Source organism: Pseudomonas juntendi, assembly GCF_009932375.1.
GTDB lineage: Bacteria > Pseudomonadota > Gammaproteobacteria > Pseudomonadales > Pseudomonadaceae > Aquipseudomonas > Aquipseudomonas juntendi.
Genome location: NZ_BLJG01000035.1, coordinates 1 through 16,293 on the forward strand (window position 1 = coordinate 1; position 16,293 = coordinate 16,293).

The window sequence follows — 16,293 nt, forward strand, 5'->3', positions numbered from 1 at the left end:
TACCTTGAAAATCGCCGAGCGCGCCACCATTCAAATCGGTCGTACCCAAGGCTTCAGCCTGCGCAGGATTGCCTGCTTGATCAACCGATCCCCTTCGACCATCAGCCGTGAGCTGCGCCGTAACCGAGGTGCTTGCGGTGGCTACTCGGCCCGCCTGGCCCAGCAGCAAATGCAGGCCCGCCGCCAGGTTTGTCGACCGATGCGAAAACTGTTGCCGGGTAGCGAGCGCTTCGAACTGGTGACCCATATGCTGCGTGAGCGTTTGTCTCCCGAGCAGATTGCCGGCAAGCTGCGCAGCATGAACATACCCAACCTGCGAGATGCCTACGTCTGTCGCGAGACGATCTACAACGCGATCTATGCCCTGCCAGTGGGTGAGCTGCGTAAGGAGCTGATCATCTGTCTGCGCCAAGGCAAGACGACGCGCCGGCCGCGCTCTGGTGGCGTGGATCGGCGCGGCCAGATCCCCGAGATGGTCAGTATTCATGTGCGCCCGCCGGAGATTGAAGACAGGCTGATGCCGGGGCATTGGGAAGGCGACCTGATCAAGGGCAAGGCCAACGCCTCGTCTGTAGGTACGCTGGTGGAACGCACCAGTGGCTACCTGATGTTGGTGAAGATGAACGACGCGACGGCGACTTCGGCACTGGAAGGCTTCAGCGCCGCGCTCAATAGCATGCCGCTGGAGATGCGCAAGAGCATGACTTACGACCAGGGCCGGGAGATGGCGCGACACGCCGAGATCACCCAAAGAACCGGCGTGGCGATCTACTTCTGCGACCCGCACAGCCCCTGGCAGCGCGGCAGCAACGAAAACATCAACGGCCTGATTCGCCAGTACTTGCCCAAGGGCACAGACCTGTCGGTACATAGCCAGGAGAAGCTGGACGCCATTGCGCTGCAACTGAACATGCGACCGCGCAAGCGCTTCGACTTCAAATGCCCCATCGAGGTGATGGGAGAGGTCATGCAAAATTCCATGGCAATGCGGCATGATGCTCCGGCTTCAATTCAATAACCGTGTTGCACTCAGCTCCTGCAACCGCCAAGAAATTCCTGACACCGGGGAGTCCGCCCGACCATCACACCTCGCGTAACTAGGGGGGGGGGGCGAAACAAGGCGGAAAATCACGCATATCCACAATAAATTATTGATATTTTTAGATATTTATTTTTATAGATTTTGTGCGCCTCGAAATGACCGGATGAAGCGAAACGCGCTGGCGTATGTAGTGGTCTAAAGAATCTGTAGTCACCCGTCTACGTGATCAAAGCCAGACGCGCTATAGCCGCTGAGTGGAATGATCATAACCCCATCTCGGGGCTTTTGATACACGGCATCCCCCTTCCCATACACCACTATCTCAAGCCCCTCGACCAATCGGATTGCATTAACGTCGCCTTCAACCTCCTCTAACCCAATCAATGCATGACGAAGTGTGTTTTCAAGGTGGCTCCCTATTTGAGATCGGAAAGAGCGGCACCGAAGTTAAGATGCAGAATCTGTCCATCGACAACCAGGGCAGGAACCGACTTGACGCCAGCAGCTTCGGCTTCAGCGACCCGTGCAGGAACCTGACCGAGGTGAACGACCTCGACCTTCACCTTAGGATCCAGAAGGTGCAGCAGGGTCTGTTCAGCATTGATGCAAACGGCGCAACCAGCGTGGTAAAAGCGAGCAGTAGTCATCTTTGTATCCTCTATTATGGTATCTACTCGATACCAATTTGCAGGCTAGTCTGTCCACAACCTTTGTCAATATAGTTTTCATACGATACTATTTGCTCAGGAGGTGATCATGACTGGAACAGCGCTTTTTGATCTTTTTGAGCGGCTCTCGAGCCTGATGCGCATGTGGTACCGTCAGCACCCGCTGCTGGTGAATGTTCAGCCCACTCACCTGAGCGCCTTGAGGTATCTGGCTCGCTGTAATCGCTACTCAAACACGCCGCTGGCAGTGACGGAGTACCTTGGATTGACCAAGGGGACTGTCTCGCAGTCCCTAAAAAGCCTTGAGGCCAACGGCTTTATCGTCAAGCGTCAAGATCAACGCGACAAGCGCAGTGTTCATCTCGAATTGACCGATGCAGCACGAGCCCTGCTGGCTTCCGTCACCCCTCCAAAGTTTCTCGTTGATGCGACAAACCGGATGGGCGTGAAGGCAGATGAGCTCGAATTGCTGCTGGGCGATCTGCTGAGAAACATCCAGCGCAACGAAAGGGTACCGACTTTCGGTTTATGCAAGAGCTGCAGTTTCCATCAGCAATTAGACGGTGAGCCGTTCTGCGGATTGACTCAGGAACCGTTGACCCGCCTTGCCATCGACCTTATCTGTAGAGAGCACCAACCAAGTACGATCGGAAAAATCTAGAACGAATTAATGCCTATGATTGATGGCTAATTGCCATATTTCATGTTTTAGGTGCACGATGCATTCCGTGCGGCTGAAGGTGGTCTTAGGCGGAGCGGCTACATGAGCGGCTGTGCTCGATGGGAGAAAAATGCCGGGGTGTGTTCAGACCGTCTAAACCAACACAACATGGCGGTTGCCAAGGTACGGCGGTTGTTTCCACGAGTTCCTGCAACCTCCGAATGGCTCCGCGTATGCGCCAAGAGACACGTTGGATTTGGGCTGAGCGGTTATCAAATATGAGTCCTTGCAGGAAGCGGTCGTAGTGAATTGTACTTCTGAGAATGTCGCCACCTCCTATATCAACCTGCTCAAAGAGGTCGCCATCGCGGCCAATGAGGCGATCGGCGTTGAAGCTGCACTGCGTTTGGCGCTGCGCAGTATTTGCCGAGCCACCGGATGGCCGGTGGGACACGCGCTGAAAATCCAGAGCGGTGGAAGCCTTCGTTCAACGGGTATTTGGCATGTGGATGAACATTTCCCGAACGACCATTTCACCGCCTTCCGACAAGCCAGCGAGGCGGTGTGTTTTCCTGCAGGGATTGGCCTGCCAGGGCGGGTGTTGGCTGAAGGTCTACCTCTAGGCATGAGTGATGCCAGTACCGATGCCAATTTTCCTCGTCGTGCAACTGCCCTACAGGCTGACCTCGCCGCTGGATTTGCCTTGCCGGTGCGTTCAGGCAACAGCATTACGGCCGTGCTTGAATTTTTTGCCCCGATTGCCCGGCAACCCTCGCCGGAACTGCTGGATGTCATGGAACAGATTGGCGTCCAACTGGGCCGCGTGTTCGAGCGACACGCAGCCCAGAGTGCCCTGCAGGCCAATGAACAGCGCAGCCGGCAGATCATCAACAGCGCCGGGCATGCCTTCATCGCCATGGATGCCGGTGGCGTCATCACCGACTGGAACAATGCCGCCGAAACCATCTTTGGCTGGTCTCAGGCCGAGGCAGTCGGACAGACCGTCTCCGACACCATAGTACCGGCCCACTACCGCGAAGCGCATCAACGGGGTTTGGCGCGATTCCTCAGCCATGGCCAGGCCCAGGTGCTCGGACAGCGCCTTGAACTACCGGCCTTGCACCGCGACGGGCGGGAATTCCCCATCGAAATTACCTTGTGGTCGCTGGAGGAAGACTATGGCTGGAGTTTTTTCGCCTTCGCCCACGACATCTCTTCACGCAAGGCGGTTGAACAAGAGCTGAAGCACCGCGCCCTGCACGACCCGTTGACCGGCCTGCCTAACCGAATTCTGATGCTGGATCGACTGCAACAATGCTTATCACGGCGCGATGAGACCAACTCCGGCCTGGCGGTGTTGTTTATCGATCTGGATCACTTTAAGCGCATTAACGACAGCTTCGGCCATGAGGCCGGCGATCAGGTGCTGATTACTGTGGCGCAACGCTTGCAGCGGGCGATGCGTCCGGCTGACACCGTCGCTCGCCTCGCCGGCGATGAGTTCGTGGTGGCCTGCCCGGACGTCGCCAGTTATCGCGATGCCACCGTTATCGCCCAGCGCCTGCAGGAAGCATTGGCACCGCCTATCCACTTGAACGAGGATAACGTCTTTGTCGCCGCCAGTATCGGCATTGCCTTGGCGACACCGGATTGCGATGCCGAAAAATTGATTGGCTCGGCGGATATCGCCATGTATCAAGCCAAGACCGGCGGACGCGCCCGGCACCAATTGTTTGACGAGCAAATGCAGATGCAGGTCGCGACCCGGCTGCGTATTGAAAATGATTTACACCAAGCGCTCGCCTGTGGCGAGTTCCGCCTGTTTTTTCAACCCATTATTGCCGCCGCCACGGGCGCAGTGGTATCGGTCGAGGCCTTGTTGCGCTGGCAACACCCGGAGAAGGGGCTGCTGCTACCGGCAGAGTTTATGTCGGTTGCCGAGGAAACAGGGCTGATTGTCCCGATTGGTCTCTGGGTCATCGAAGAGACCTGTCACCTCGCTCAAACCTGGAGTGCGCTGCGTGATGCCGGTTTACCGCTGGGCGTTGCGGTCAATCTCTCCGCCAGACAGCTGCTCCAGTCCGATTTGGTGGAGACGGTACAACGGATTTTCCGCGCCAACACCTTCGATCCAACCCGCATCGAATTTGGCTTCGAGGTGACCGAGACGGCGGTGATGTGTGATCCAGAAGCCGCTGCCACGACGCTGCAGGCATTGCGCGATCTCGGTGCCCAGATTTCGATTGATGACTTTGGTACTGGTTACTCTTCTCTGGCTTATCTCAAGCGATTCCCGGTCGACACGCTTAAGGTTGATCGGTCATTTGTAATGAACATTGCGGACGACCACGTCGATCAGGCGATCGTCCGAGCGGTCACGGATATGGCGCATAGCATGCAGCTGACCGTGGTCGCCGAAGGGGTAGAAACAGCGGGTCAGGCGCAAATATTGCAGCAATTGAACGTCGATTTGTTGCAGGGTTTCCTCTATGCCCGCCCACTGCCAGCGGAGCAACTTGGAACCTTGCTGAGTCAGCTCGCTGAACCGAAAAAGATGTACTTGCCCAACAAGGGCTAGAGGCTTTGGCCCTTTAACCAAGGCGATCGTAATGCTGCTTCTCAAGAAACCTCTACCGGCAAATACGGCAGGTAGAGTCGCAGCGGCTTTGCTCAGGCAGCTCTGAGTTGGTTGATATGCTGTAGACGAAAAAGCTCAAGGAGCGGCACATCATTTATCAAAGCCGATGCCAGGTCAGATGGTGGTTCGGCTCTCGAATTTCCGCTGCTGGCCGTAGTGAGCCATTCGCCACCAAGCCAAGATCAGCCCCGTGAAAGCAACTTCAAGCCATCTGGACGCAACTCGCCCTTTGGCGAGACGTGCCGGTACAACGTCTGTCGAGTGACACCGAGTTCCTCACACAGATCGCCAACCACGGTTTCCGTCTGCCCCATCGCCGCCATGGCCAATCGCAGTTTCGCTGCGGTCATCTTGAACGGCCGCCCGCCGTTCCTGCCGCGTGCTCGTGCCGATGCCAATCCTGCCATCGTGCGCTCGGAAATGGGGTTTGGGGAGCAATGGAACCAAAAACCAACGTAAGCCTTACCACCTCCGCTCAGAGCCCTCTTCCCAGGCATCCGCCTCGATAAAACAATTGCGCATCTCGGCTTCCTGGCTGATCTCGGTCAGCAGATCATGTACCGTCTTATCCAATGCCTCATCATTGCGATATGGAATGCTCAGTGCGTAGTTGCCCGACTCCAGTGGCTTCATGCCATAGGGTTCCAGGCAGTAACGCTCGATGTTCTCTTTTGCCCGCTTTTTGCCACGCACGAACTTGCTGTTGTTCTCGACGGCCAGGCGCAATATGACCGTCGCGATCCGTTCGGCATCGTCCACTGCCGGTGGGACTGTAATGTCGAGATGCAGGGAGATTTTTGTGGGTACGCCGATCGTTATGCCGCGATGCCGGAGGTAGCGGTAAAGCGTACTTTTGGAGATGTGCAGTTTCTTGCCAATGGCGCTCACACTTAACCGTCCCTCGCGGTACAGCGTTTCTGCGGCCATAGCTGTCGCTTCGGCTTGAGCTGGCAACCCCTTCGGACGGCCACCGACTCGACCACGTGACCGTGCAGCGGACAAGCCGGCCTGTGTGCGCTCACGAATCAACTCGCGTTCGAACTCTGCCAATGAAGCGAACAGGTTGAACACAAAGCGCCCTTGCGCGTGAGTGGTATCGATGGGGTCATTCAGACTTTGCAGGCCAACGTTACGAGCGGCCAATTCACCGACCAGTTCGACCAGGTGCTTGAGTGAGCGTCCCAGACGATCCAGCTTCCAAATCACCACGGCATCACCGGCTCGCACATGAACCAATAATTTATCCAGTTCCGGACGTGCGCTTTTTGAGCCGCTGGCAACGTCTTGATAGATCCGCTCGCAGCCTGCCTTTTTCAGAGCATCGATCTGGAGGTCTGCGTTCTGATCCCGAGTACTCACCCGCGCATAGCCAATTTTCATCAGAAGTACCGTTTACTCAACAGATAAATTGAAAATAGAACCTTGATTAACGATACCAGTATTTAAAACCATAATGAGGCTTAACTGTCGTTTTCAGAAGACGGCTGCACTGAACGTCAGAAGCCGACTGCACTATAGCAGCGGAGGGGTTGGATCCATCAGGCAACGACGGGCTGCTGCCGGCCAATAGCCGACAATGACGACACTGGAAATCCCCGCCTGTGAGCGTCGGCTCAGGGCGGGACAGCGTCATCCAGCTACCTGCGCCACTGACTCAGCCTTGTCCAGCCGGCCGCGCCGCACGAACAGACTGACCAGCCGTTGACGGATCGCCACCTGGAGTTCCGCCAGTTGTTCCGGCGTGATGCGAATTTCACCCGCTCGACGAGCGCAACACCGGCGCCGCCTACGCCAAGAACCGGCGAATCGAACTCAAACTCACGAACCGCTGAGCGCCGCGTCACCGCGCTGCTGCGCCAGCCAGTCGCGCGGGGCGCAGCCCATGCGCACGCGGAAGGCGCGCGCCAGAGCGTTCGGGCTGCCGTAGCCGACGCGGTCGGCCACCACCGCCACCGGCCGCCCCTGCTTGAGCAGGGTGCAACTGACGTTCATCCGCCAGTCGGCCAGATAGTCGCCCGGCGTGACGCCCACCGCGTCCTTGAACGCGGCGGCGAAGCGCGCGCGTGACATGCCCGCCTTCGCCGCCAGCGCCTCGAGCGACCACGCGGTCTGCGGCGCATCGTGCATGGCGGTTATGGCGCGCGCGAGTTTCGGGTCGGCCAGGCCCGCCAGCAGTCCGGTGGCGCCAAGCCGCCCATCCATCAGATAACGCAGCAACTGGATCAGTAGCAACTCGCACAAGCGGTCGATGGCGGCCTGCCGACCGCACTGGTCGCGCTCGGCTTCGGCAAACAGCAACTCTAGCGTCGGCCCGAGGCCGGGCAAGTCCGCCAACGGAATCAGCAGCATCGACGGCAAGGCCATGGCCAACGGATTGCCCGTCGAAGCGCCCAGGTCGACCTCCGCACACAACCGCTCAGCGGTATCGCCGGGGGCGGCGACAAAACGATGCGACGCCACGCGCGGATAAAACAGCAGGCTCGGCTCGGTAACCAGCAGATCTTCATGCACGGGCGAACGCACCGTAATCGGGCCGCGCCGCACCAGATGGATATAGCCATGCGGCGCCGCGTAATGATGCTGCCCACAGAAGGCGCCGCTGTGAAAAACGCGCGCCGAAAGCGAGTAGTGCCGGAGCAAGCCGGCCAGTCGATCCGCCATTCCACTCTCCATATAAGACGATAGGTTACGTATTTGATACTTTACGTGCCATATCGTACCAAACAAAGGGCGATCATGCCCACGTGCTCTTGCACCTCACCCACTACGGAGATAGACATGACCCAAATCGCCCCCCTGACCATCGACACCGCTGACGCCGCTACCGCTGCCACACTCAAGGCCGTCAAAGCCAAGCTTGGCATGGTGCCGAACCTGTTCGCCACGCTGGCCCACGCGCCGGCGGCGCTCAATGGCTACCTCGGCTTGTCCGAAACGCTGGGCACCGGCCGCCTGAATGCCTCCCAGCGCGAGATCGTTGCGCTCGCTGCCGGTCAAGCCAATCGCTGCCAGTATTGCCTGAGCGCACACACCCTGATCGGCAAAGGTGCCGGACTGTCGGCAGAGGCCATCGCCGCGGCCCGCACCGGCCAGGCGGCCAACGCACTTGACGATGCAATCGCCGGCTTTGCCCGCGCGCTGGTCGAGCAACGCGGCGTGGTGTCGGCCGACGCCATGGCCAACTACCGCCGCGCGGGGCTCGACGACGGCCTGATACTGGAAGTGATCGCCAACGTCGCGCTGAACACGCTCACCAACTACACCAACCACATCGCCGACACCACGGTGGATTTCCCCGTGGTCGCCGTCTGATCTCCATAGGCATATAAGGAGAACACGATGAAAATCGCACTCACCGGCGCTCTGCTCGCCAGCGCCCTCGTCCTGCCACTGGCCGTCACGGCCGGCGACTTTTCGCCCTATGTGGACAGCCAGGGCGGCATCAGCCGCCCCACAGACTTCCGCACAAACTTCGTCCACCTGGGCTCATATGCGGTGTTGGACGAAAAATCCGCCTCTCGCGGCTTGCACGATGTGTACACCGAAAAGGCCTCGGCCGAGCACTACCGCAAGACCGGCAAGTTCTTGGACGGCGCCACGCTGGTGAAAGAGATCCGCAAGCTCGAAACCAGCGCCATGACCACTGGCAACCCTGTGGTCTGGGGTTCCGATGCGGCCGTGTGGTTCGTGATGGTCTAGGACGCCAAAGGCCGTTTCGCCAGCAACCCCTTGTGGGGCGACGGCTGGGGCTGGGCGCTGTTCAAGGCCGACGCCCCCGCCAAGAATGTCGCCGTCAGCTACGAAGCCGACTGCATGGGCTGCCATGTGCCGGCGGCCAAGACCGACCGCGTATTCATCCAGGGCTATCCGACACTGACCCAGCACTGACTTGCTGCCGGGTTACGCTTCGCGCAGGATGGCACCTCCGTCCTGCGCGAGCCACCCTTTCCGGAAGCGCGCCATGCCGACACTCGACGCCTTTCTGACCGACGTCCGCGCCTGCACGCGCTGCGCACCGCATCTGCCACACGGCGTGCAGCCGGTCTTCCAGTTTCACCCGAGTGCGCCCATCCTCATCGCCGGCCAAGCACCGGGGGCCCGGGTCCATGCCTCAGGCGTGCCCTTCGACGACGCCAGCGGCGCGCGTCTGCGCGCCTGGCTGGGCGTGGACCGCGACACCTTCTACGACCCTACCCGCATCGCCATTCTGCCCATGGGCTTCTGTTATCCGGGCACCGGCAAAAGCGGTGACCTGCCGCTACGCCCGGAGTGCGCCCCCCGCCTGGCGCGAAGCCTTCATGCAGCGTTTCGAGCGCCTGTCGCTGGTCATCGTGCTGGGCAGCTACGCCATGGACTACCACCTCGGTACTGGCAAGACGCCGCTCACCCGGGTGGTCGAAGCCTGGCGCGAGCACTGGCCGCAAGCGTTCCCCCTGCCTCACCCTAGCCCGCGCAACAATCGCTGGCTGGTGCGCAACCCCTGGTTCCAACAAGACGTGCTGCCCGCGCTGCAAGCACGCGTCCAGGCAGTCCTCACCGCCAACCCCAAGGAAACCCCATGACCGACGACACCGCCGCCATTACCGAGCTGCTGCACAAGTACTACGACACCCTGGCCTGGGCGAACGGAGACAGGCACCGGCTTTGGAGCGATGAACGACGGCTTCAGGTGCGGTAGCTGACGCCTGGGACCTCAATCACCGTATGACCGGGTCGAAAGCGGTCCTTTCTCTGACAACATCGCCCTAGCCCGCACTCAACCCCCACAACACATCCAGCACATGTTGCGTAGGCCGCTCGACGTCCCCACCACGGTGGGCAATACCAAGTTGACGCCACAATAAGGGCTGTAATGGCCGCATGACGATCCTGGTATCGGGCAATGGCGTGGAGGCTTCATGCGGCAACAACGTCGCACCATAACCGGCCGCCACTAGGCTTTTGATCGCATCGTTGTAGTTCAGTTGAATACGCGGCGTGGGCTGCCGTCCATCACTGGCGAACCACTCCGAGGTCAAGCGCGAAAGCCGAGTAGTTTTGTCATTCAGAATTAATGGCTGGGCGGCCAGCCAACCGGGGGTCACAACATCCGGGCATTCCCAGCGAGCCGGCAAGAAGGCCATGACCGGGTCCCGCCGCCATGGCTCGATCCGCAATTCCTTCACCGGGGTCTGTGGCAGCGCGACCAGACCGATCTCCAAAGAGCCCTCGGCAAGCTTCTTCAAAGTTTCCTGCGACGTGAGCACCGCGACCTGCACATCGATAGCGGGGTGGCGTTGGCCCAACGTCTCCAAAGCTTGCGGCATCAACTGTGCGATGGCCCCTGTGGAGGCACCCAGCCGCACACGCCCGGCCAAGCCCTGCACCTGACGCTCCACGTCCTCAAGCGCCTGCTCCGCATCCGCCAACAGGCGCCGCGCGCGCTCCACCAGCGTTTCTCCAATCGCCGAAGGCTGAATGCGCCCACGTGTGCGCGACAACAGCTTTCCGCCAACCCGCGACTCCAGGTCGGCAATATGCAAACTGACCGTGGGTGGCGCGAGGTGCAGCACACGGGCCGCCTCGGCAAACGAACCCAGGTCGGCAATGGCCACCAACGTGCGCAGACGGTCCAGGCTGATTTCGCGCATGAGTCACTCCTTGTTCAGAAAAGCTGAATTTCATCGTTTAGAAATTCAACTTTTCCTATCTTAGCCCCTCACTGAAGATTGGAACTCCTGATTTCCTATGTCCGAGAGCATTCCATGGCAAGTCCTCTTATATTCATCGACGGCGACCAAGGCACCACCGGGTTGCAAATCCATCAACGTCTACGCGACCGGACCGATCTGCGGCTTATCACGCTCAGCCCCGAACATCGCAAGGATCCGCAACGTCGCGCCGAAATCATCAACGCCTGCGACATCGCGATTCTCTGCTTGCCCGACCAAGCCGCACGCGACGCTGTAGCGAGCATCGAAAACCCCGCCGTTCGGGTGATCGATGCGAGTTCGGCGCACCGCACCCATCTAGACTGGACCTATGGTTTCGCGGAGATGAACTCGCAGCAGGCCCAACGCATCGCCACGGCACGGCGGGTCAGCAATCCCGGTTGCTATCCCACGGGGGCGATAGGGCTGCTGCGCCCATTGCTGGAGGCCGGGTTGCTGCCCAGGGACTATCCGACGAACATTCATGCTGTGTCGGGCTATTCCGGAAAAGGGCGCGTTGGCGTGCAAGAGCATGAGGGAGAGGGCGCATCACAGGCGCCCGCGTTTCAGGTTTATGGTCTGGGGCTGGCACACAAACATATTCCGGAGATTCAGCAGCAAAGCGGTCTGATGGAGCGGCCGATGTTTGTGCCGGCTTATGGGGCTTTTCGGCAGGGGATCGTGCTGACCATACCGTTGCAACTTCGCTTGTTGGCGCCGGGCGTGGATGCGGTGCGGTTGCATGCGTGTCTTATGCAGCACTACGTCGATGCGGACCATGTACAGGTGATGTCGATGCAGGAGGCCAAAGGGTTGACGTGCCTTGATCCTCAGGCGCTTAACGGGACTGATAGTTTGCGATTGGTGGTGTGTGAAAATGATGAGACGGGGCAGGTTTTGTTGGCTGCGGTGTTTGACAATCTTGGGAAGGGAGCCGCTGGAGCGGCGGTGCAGAATCTGGATTTGATGGTTGCAGGAACATGACTCCGACTACCCACTGGCTCTAGAGTCTATGGCTCGAATTTTCGAGCGGTTGTTTCCTCTCTGTTTATGGCCTGGCATCGACGGCATTAAACGAGTCGAAAACAGAATCTACGCGTGTCAGCAGTTTGCAATCCAGTCAGGCTTTGAAGTTAAACGGTCGTCCACGACAGGCAGCAATCGGCCAACAGCGGCCGTTTTAGAGTAGGGAAAATAAATCCCCTTTTCTGCTGTCTACGCTTCGCAGCGCCGGTTACCCGGTCACCACGCAAGACTCGCTTCCGGTCGGTGGCTAACCTTTACCGGGCGGGGGTCATACCCGCTGGGTTTCTTACGCCATTTCGTGACGGCTTGCGCCGTCATTCCCAGGCGACCAAGCTTTGCCTGGCGCACATAAATCAGTCCCCTTTTTCTCTTTGCGCAGCAATGGCGTCGATCCTTCGCGCCTGCAAACCTTTGGTGCAGGCTCCAGCTCGCCCATTGCCCCCAACGACACCGCCGAGGGTCGCGCCCAAAATCGCCGCGTTGAAATCAAACTGGTGCCCCGTAGCGGCGCTGTAGCTCAAGGGTAATGGTGCCTTGGTGCTCTTTTCGTCGGATGCCCAGCTATCTTTTAATGGGTTACGGGCGATTTGCAGTGGGCTCCAAAACCTGGCCTCAGGAGGTGCAAGCTCCCGTGGCACCGGCTTTGGACTGGGCAGACCAATACGCCGGCCCATAAGCCCATAAGGATCCCGGCCTCGGCCGGGTTCTTTATGCCCGCTTCGCGGGCTTGAGCCCAGAAGGGAGCGGCGTGCGCCGGATTCGCATCTGCCAGCCAGTACGCAGCCCGTTTGGAACTCAGTTGATCCGTCTTTTTCAACGGTTTAACAGCCAAATCAATACGTTCACAAGTACACTCGCCACCCTAGGGATGGTGAAGCATCCACGAGCGGTACTAGAATTTTCAGCTTTTCGGTGCCGCCGCACGAATTCAAGGGGCAAGCATGGATTACGAACAACTGCCGAGGGCCGCCTTGGTCCGTATGCTGCAGGAGCATGATGCGGCGCTTGCCGATGCTGGCAAGAATGGCATCGTTATGAGTTACACCGGGCGGGCTGCTCCCTGGCAGATCATCCGCCAGGTCAAGCCGAAGCTGCATCGTATTATCAAGAAAGTATCCTTTGGAGAGGAAACCGCCCAGTCAGAGAATGAGATCTGGGACGGTGAAAACCTTTCTGCGATGGTCACGCTCTATAAATATCGTGGTCAAGTTGATCTTGTAGTAACAGACCCGCCGTACAACACCGGCGAGGACTTCCGCTATAACGACAAGTGGGACAAGGATCCAAACGATCCAGATCTCGGCGATGTAGTTCCTAAAGATGATGGGTCCAAGCACAGCAAATGGTTGCGCTTCATGACACCCAGAATCTGGATGATGCGTGAGATGCTAACCCCAGGCGGGGTTATGGCTATCTGTATTGATCATAGGGAACTATTTAGACTTGGCATGCTCATGGACGAAATCTTCGGCGAAGAGAATCGCATTGGCATAATCAATTGGCAGAAAAGCTATTCACCTCGCAGTGATAATAAGGGGGCGGCGGCGAAAACTGAGTGCAACACCTGACCTTTCCGGTACGGTGCTGTCCCTATGTCTTATTCCGAACTCAGCGTTGAAGAGCGCGCCACCATTCAAATCGGTCATGCCCAAGGTTTCAGCCTGCGCGGGATTGCCTGCTTGATCAACCGATCCCCTTCGACCATCAGCCGGGAGCTGCGCCGCAATCGAGATGCCTGTGGCGGCTACTCGGCCCGCGTGGCCCAGCAGCAGATGCAGGCCCGCCGTCAGGTGTGTCGACCGAAGCAAAAGCTGTTGCCGGGTAGCGAGCGCTTCGAATTGGTGGCGCATATGCTGCGTGAGCGTTTGTCTCCCGAGCAGATTGCCGGCAAGCTGCGCAGCATGAATATTCCCAGCCTCAGAGATGCCTACGTCTGTCGCGAGACGATCTATAACGCGATCTATGCCTTGCCAGTCGGCGAGCTGCGTAAAGAGCTGATCATCTGCCTGCGCCAAAGCAAGACGATGCGCAGGCCGCGCTCTGGCGGCGTGGATCGGCGCGGTCAGATCCCTGAGAGGGTCAGTATTCATGTACGTCCGCCGGAGATCGAAGACCGACTGATGCCAGGGCATTGGGAAGGCGACCTGATCAAGGGCAAGGCCAACGCCTCGTCTGTAGGTACGCTGGTGGAGCGCACCAGTGGCTACCTGATGCTGGTGAAGATGAACGACGCGACGGCGACCTCGGCGATGGAAGGCTTCAGTGCAGCGCTCAATGGCATGCCGCTGGCGATGCGCAAGAGCATGACCTACGACCAGGGCCGAGAAATGGCGCGGCATGCTGAAATCACCCAGCAGACCGGGGTGGCGATTTACTTCTGCGACCCGCACAGCCCTTGGCAGCGCGGCAGTAACGAAAACATCAATGGCCTGATCCGCCAGTACCTGCCCAAGGGCACGGACTTGTCGGTGCATAGCCAGGAGGAACTGGATGCCATCGCACTGCAACTGAACATGCGCCCCCGTAAGCGCTTCGACTTCAAGTGTCCGATCGAGGTTATGGACGAGGTGATGCAGGAAGCTATGGCTATGCGGCATGATGCTCCAGCTTCAATTCAATAACCGTGTTGCACTCAGCTCCTGTAACCGCCCTGTGTAATTTCTTACATTGGCTCTATAGTGTGCATAATTTTTATGGAATGAATTGAGTATTTCTATAACCTTATCCAGCTGCAGTTGTTTTTTAGTGATATGAAGTTTTTTGGTCTCTGCCGAAGTATTGGTCAGCGCGACGAGATAGCCAAACATTCCAGCGATCAACGCTCCCATACCAATTTTCACGGCATCCGAGGCAATATTTATCCACTCCACGCTCCCTCCATTGCGCTTATCACGCCAGCTATTTTTGACACTTAGTCCATGCTTGGAGTACTGGCATGTCTTCCTATATGACCATCAGGCCCTCGCGCGCAAACACACATCCGAGACAGGCCTGCATCGGAGTAACATACGAGGGTTGTTTGCGCTTCAATGCGGTTTTCTTTTAAGTAACTTTCTTTAATCGGCCTGATCCACTGTTCGCGCCCATCCACATCGGTTGTTTCCAGAAGCACCTCATCTTCTTGTAGATCAAAGTGTTTGTGCAGTAGTGCCACGCCAAATCTGTCTATGCAGTTGTGCTTTTTCAATATTTCAAATATTTCATTTAGACATGGCAGGTCCTCATCGTCTATGGGTCTAACATTGTCGATATGGTTAATTTCACCCCACAGTAAAGAAATCATTTTATTTATCTCCACTATGAACGTTTAACTAGCGAAATGTTACAGATTTAATAGGGGTCTTAGTCTGCGAATCTTCATGGGAGACGGGACTAATCAGAGCCCTCGCTCTTGGATAACATTAGACGCTCGCGCGCAAAATTCCACCCATTCCGATAAGGCGGCGTATAGAGCCTTAGCGGCATCTGAGGTTGGCGCGTACTTATCTCTGTCGCAAGCCCATCTGGTGAACCGCTTCAGGGTATGCAGGCATCGTAGTCAGTGTCTGAGGGTCGGTTGAGGTCAATTTTGACTTCAAGAATCTAGACGTGGAGGGGAGGCCTCATGCCCGGCAAGACTTTAATTTCCATTGGCATGAGGCGCATGTTATTCGTGAACAGGCAAGATCCAAGTTTAAGCTTGTTTACTGATATTTTGCGGAGCCGATGAACTTAGAGAAATGCTCGCACCATATTTGGACCGTTGTAAACTCGTTGACGTTGACGCTTGCAGGAATGGTTTTCTTGAAATTCCCGAAGTTTTTCAATTCGCCAATCAGAATTGCTTCTTTCTTTATGTCCAAAAACGATTCTTTGTCGGTGGCTTGTTTCTTTGTCAGGTAAATTTTGTAGTCTGGACCAGGTGCTACATCACCTTTAAATACAATTTCGTTATCCGTAACAAAAAGTTGTCCATTCGCCCAGTGAAGGGCGTCGCTGCCTTTCTGATCTTTCTTGAACTCTCCGCTATACTTTGCCACCTTTTGCACTTCTTCAATTTCGGCGATGGTGGCGTTTTCTTGTGCTGTCAAAATCGGAAGTATATAGATCCCTAGCCCAACTCCCGCGCCAAACAGAGCCAGGTGGGACGCGAGCAGAATTATTTTTAATTGCTTTTTCATGGGTTGCCTCATACAGTGAGTTATTTGGTGTGTCCATCACAATCCATTAGTTCGAACAGGGTGCGGTATGTGCTGATAGCGATATTGTTAGTGGGGTGCTAGCTTAGCTACCATGACGGCATTTTTCAAGGTAGTTGTCGCGTCAACCGTCTAACTATGCCGCCATTTTCTCGTTCTGTTGCTCTCGATCCTGGTTCAACAACACGGTGCCGATCGGTTCCCAGTTACGCGTCCGGCCTGACCACCGCTCCGGTTTGTTTTCCTTGGCTCGTTCGTACAACTCATGTCGCCGGGCCAAGACCTGATGGTCCAGCCCTCGATGCCGCTCAGCCGGTGTGACGAACCGGATGCGGCTATGTCGGTGCTCGTTGTTGTACCACCGCATAAAATTGGTTCTTCGCGGAGTCT

General features: G+C 57.4%; 15 protein-coding genes and 4 pseudogenes. 11 read left to right on the plus strand and 8 right to left on the minus strand.

What is annotated here, in order from left to right:
- The first annotated feature begins 4 nt into the window (after nt 1–4).
- On the plus strand, nt 5–1,018 hold the full coding sequence (locus GYA94_RS04690) for an IS30 family transposase (protein ID WP_161891879.1): 1,014 nt from the start codon (nt 5–7) through the stop codon (nt 1,016–1,018).
- 440 nt (nt 1,019–1,458) lie between these two features.
- Here GYA94_RS04690 and GYA94_RS04695 read toward each other — a convergent pair whose 3' ends face one another.
- Nucleotides 1,459–1,689, minus strand: coding sequence for a thioredoxin domain-containing protein (locus GYA94_RS04695; RefSeq protein ID WP_161891877.1), 231 nt, complete (start codon nt 1,687–1,689; stop codon nt 1,459–1,461).
- A gap of 109 nt (nt 1,690–1,798) precedes the next feature.
- On the opposite strand from GYA94_RS04695, the gene GYA94_RS04700 reads away from it, so the two are divergent.
- Entirely contained in the window at nt 1,799–2,371 is a 573-nt protein-coding gene (locus tag GYA94_RS04700) for a MarR family winged helix-turn-helix transcriptional regulator (protein ID WP_060495415.1), read from the plus strand.
- A gap of 304 nt (nt 2,372–2,675) precedes the next feature.
- Nucleotides 2,676–4,949, plus strand: a complete 2,274-nt coding sequence (locus GYA94_RS28475; protein ID WP_161891878.1) for a putative bifunctional diguanylate cyclase/phosphodiesterase — start codon at nt 2,676–2,678, stop codon at nt 4,947–4,949.
- A gap of 522 nt (nt 4,950–5,471) precedes the next feature.
- Here GYA94_RS28475 and GYA94_RS04710 read toward each other — a convergent pair.
- Entirely contained in the window at nt 5,472–6,389 is a 918-nt protein-coding gene (locus GYA94_RS04710) for a recombinase family protein (RefSeq protein WP_047306926.1), read from the minus strand.
- A gap of 438 nt (nt 6,390–6,827) precedes the next feature.
- Nucleotides 6,828–7,670, minus strand: a complete 843-nt coding sequence (locus GYA94_RS04715) for a helix-turn-helix transcriptional regulator (protein WP_049275859.1) — start codon at nt 7,668–7,670, stop codon at nt 6,828–6,830.
- A 75-nt stretch (nt 7,671–7,745) separates the two neighbouring features.
- Between GYA94_RS04715 and GYA94_RS04720 the strand changes: the two genes are divergently transcribed.
- From GYA94_RS04720 to GYA94_RS27890, 4 genes and pseudogenes are all read left to right on the plus strand, one after another.
- Nucleotides 7,746–8,321, plus strand: coding sequence for a carboxymuconolactone decarboxylase family protein (locus GYA94_RS04720; RefSeq protein WP_003464997.1), 576 nt, complete (start codon nt 7,746–7,748; stop codon nt 8,319–8,321).
- Between the two features lie 27 nt (nt 8,322–8,348).
- Nucleotides 8,349–8,897: pseudogene (locus tag GYA94_RS04725) on the plus strand (cytochrome P460 family protein).
- 73 nt (nt 8,898–8,970) lie between these two features.
- Nucleotides 8,971–9,246 (plus strand): annotated as a pseudogene (locus GYA94_RS28615) (uracil-DNA glycosylase family protein); the annotation flags it as partial.
- 61 nt (nt 9,247–9,307) lie between these two features.
- Nucleotides 9,308–9,571, plus strand: a complete 264-nt coding sequence (locus GYA94_RS27890) for a uracil-DNA glycosylase family protein (RefSeq protein ID WP_003830781.1) — start codon at nt 9,308–9,310, stop codon at nt 9,569–9,571.
- Nucleotides 9,572–9,754: 183 nt separating this feature from the next.
- On the opposite strand, the gene GYA94_RS04735 is transcribed toward GYA94_RS27890, so the two are convergent.
- Nucleotides 9,755–10,639, minus strand: a complete 885-nt coding sequence (locus GYA94_RS04735) for a LysR family transcriptional regulator (RefSeq protein WP_003465017.1) — start codon at nt 10,637–10,639, stop codon at nt 9,755–9,757.
- Between the two features lie 114 nt (nt 10,640–10,753).
- On the opposite strand from GYA94_RS04735, the gene argC reads away from it, so the two are divergent.
- The 4 genes and pseudogenes from argC to GYA94_RS04750 all read left to right on the plus strand — a co-directional run bounded on the left by argC (nt 10,754) and on the right by GYA94_RS04750 (nt 14,346).
- Nucleotides 10,754–11,683 carry an N-acetyl-gamma-glutamyl-phosphate reductase gene (gene argC, locus GYA94_RS04740; RefSeq protein WP_049275860.1) on the plus strand — a complete coding sequence of 310 codons (930 nt, stop codon included), beginning with the start codon at nt 10,754–10,756 and terminating at the stop codon, nt 11,681–11,683.
- Between the two features lie 413 nt (nt 11,684–12,096).
- Nucleotides 12,097–12,252 (plus strand): annotated as a pseudogene (locus GYA94_RS28105) (OmpA family protein); the annotation flags it as partial.
- 414 nt (nt 12,253–12,666) lie between these two features.
- The gene (locus GYA94_RS04745; protein ID WP_003465024.1) at nt 12,667–13,293 is read left to right on the plus strand and encodes a DNA methyltransferase; all 627 of its coding nucleotides are present in this window, start codon (nt 12,667–12,669) and stop codon (nt 13,291–13,293) included.
- Between the two features lie 24 nt (nt 13,294–13,317).
- Nucleotides 13,318–14,346, plus strand: a complete 1,029-nt coding sequence (locus GYA94_RS04750; protein ID WP_003465026.1) for an IS30 family transposase — start codon at nt 13,318–13,320, stop codon at nt 14,344–14,346.
- Here GYA94_RS04750 and GYA94_RS04755 read toward each other — a convergent pair.
- From GYA94_RS04755 to GYA94_RS04770, 4 genes and pseudogenes are all read right to left on the minus strand, one after another.
- Nucleotides 14,335–14,595, minus strand: coding sequence for a hypothetical protein (locus GYA94_RS04755; protein WP_047296649.1), 261 nt, complete (start codon nt 14,593–14,595; stop codon nt 14,335–14,337). The genes GYA94_RS04750 and GYA94_RS04755 overlap by 12 nt on opposite strands.
- A 41-nt stretch (nt 14,596–14,636) precedes the next feature.
- A complete protein-coding gene (locus GYA94_RS04760) occupies nt 14,637–15,008 on the minus strand; it encodes a hypothetical protein (protein ID WP_052959448.1) in 372 nt (123 codons plus the stop codon).
- Nucleotides 15,009–15,408: 400 nt separating this feature from the next.
- Complete coding sequence (locus GYA94_RS04765) at nt 15,409–15,885, minus strand: DM13 domain-containing protein (RefSeq protein WP_011711661.1); 477 nt, start codon at nt 15,883–15,885, stop codon at nt 15,409–15,411.
- A 154-nt stretch (nt 15,886–16,039) separates the two neighbouring features.
- A pseudogene (locus GYA94_RS04770) lies at nt 16,040–16,293 on the minus strand (IS3-like element ISPpr7 family transposase); the annotation flags it as partial.

Bases quoted from the DNA above. Each gene is read 5' to 3' on its own strand.
- GYA94_RS04715 (WP_049275859.1), bottom strand. From the start codon at position 7,670: ATGGCGGATCGACTGGCCGGCTTGCTCCGGCACTACTCGCTTTCGGCG.
- GYA94_RS04700 (WP_060495415.1), top strand. From the start codon at position 1,799: ATGACTGGAACAGCGCTTTTTGATCTTTTTGAGCGGCTCTCGAGCCTG.
- GYA94_RS04735 (WP_003465017.1), bottom strand. From the start codon at position 10,639: ATGCGCGAAATCAGCCTGGACCGTCTGCGCACGTTGGTGGCCATTGCC.
- GYA94_RS04720 (WP_003464997.1), top strand. From the start codon at position 7,746: ATGCCCACGTGCTCTTGCACCTCACCCACTACGGAGATAGACATGACC.
- GYA94_RS04750 (WP_003465026.1), top strand. From the start codon at position 13,318: ATGTCTTATTCCGAACTCAGCGTTGAAGAGCGCGCCACCATTCAAATC.
- GYA94_RS04695 (WP_161891877.1), bottom strand. From the start codon at position 1,689: ATGACTACTGCTCGCTTTTACCACGCTGGTTGCGCCGTTTGCATCAAT.
- GYA94_RS04745 (WP_003465024.1), top strand. From the start codon at position 12,667: ATGGATTACGAACAACTGCCGAGGGCCGCCTTGGTCCGTATGCTGCAG.
- GYA94_RS04710 (WP_047306926.1), bottom strand. From the start codon at position 6,389: ATGAAAATTGGCTATGCGCGGGTGAGTACTCGGGATCAGAACGCAGAC.
- GYA94_RS27890 (WP_003830781.1), top strand. From the start codon at position 9,308: ATGCAGCGTTTCGAGCGCCTGTCGCTGGTCATCGTGCTGGGCAGCTAC.
- GYA94_RS04765 (WP_011711661.1), bottom strand. From the start codon at position 15,885: ATGAAAAAGCAATTAAAAATAATTCTGCTCGCGTCCCACCTGGCTCTG.
- argC (WP_049275860.1), top strand. From the start codon at position 10,754: ATGGCAAGTCCTCTTATATTCATCGACGGCGACCAAGGCACCACCGGG.
- GYA94_RS04760 (WP_052959448.1), bottom strand. From the start codon at position 15,008: ATGATTTCTTTACTGTGGGGTGAAATTAACCATATCGACAATGTTAGA.